General features: G+C 67.5%; 1 pseudogene. It reads left to right on the top strand.

Annotated elements, in window-relative coordinates:
- Positions 1-52: 52 nt before the first annotated feature.
- A pseudogene (locus H5397_RS17465) lies at positions 53-830 on the top strand (transposase); the annotation flags it as partial.

Genomic DNA, 830 nt, shown 5'->3' with positions numbered 1-830 from the left:
TGAACCGCCTCAGGTTTGGTGCCGCTTCCTTTTGAGTTGAAAGGATGGCGTCATGCCAAAGATGATCGATCCCCAGGTGCGTGAGCGGGCCGTGCGGCTCGTGCTGGAGCACCGGTCTGAGTATCCGTCGAACGCGAAGGCGATCGCGGCCGTTGCCCGTCAGGAAGGCGTGGGTGCGGAGTCGCTGCGCCGGTGGGTAGTCCAGGCCGAGATCGACGCCGGCGACAGGGGCGGGCAGACCAGCGAAGAACACGCGGAAATCCGCCGCCTCAAGGCGGAGAACAAGCGGCTGCGTGAGGACGTCGCGATCCTGAGAGCGGCGACGACTTTCTTCGCGGGGGAACTCGACCCCCGCAACCGCTGATGATGGAATTCATCGACCAGATGCGAGCTGAGGGTCACGCAGTCGAGTCGATCGTCCGCGTCCTGCGAGAGCAGGGCGTGAAGATCGCTGCGCGCACCTATCGGGCCTGGCGTCGGCCTCGCATCTCGGCCCGGACGGTCACCGATGCTCAGGTGGTCGACGCGGTGCGTGAGGCCGCGTGGACGACCGTGGTGATGCCCGACGGGACGACACGGCGGAAGATGACGCCGGAGGGTCTGTATGGGCGGCGGAAGATGACCGCCCTGATTCGCCGCACCGCACTCCCGGACGCGTCCTGGGGCGCCGTAGACCGCGCCATGCGGGCGCTCGGGCTGTCGGGCATCACGAGGGCGAAGGGCATCCGCACGACGATCCCCGCCAAGGACGGAGTCCGTGCCGGTGACCTGCTGAACCGGGACTTCACCGCCCCGCGGCCCGATCACACCTGGGTCACGGACTTCACCTA

Origin of the sequence: Propioniciclava sp. MC1683 (assembly GCF_014164675.1) — a bacterium.
Lineage (GTDB): Bacteria > Actinomycetota > Actinomycetes > Propionibacteriales > Propionibacteriaceae > Propioniciclava.
The sequence above is the reverse complement of the archived record's forward strand: the minus strand, read 5'-3'. Positions and strand labels throughout refer to the sequence as shown.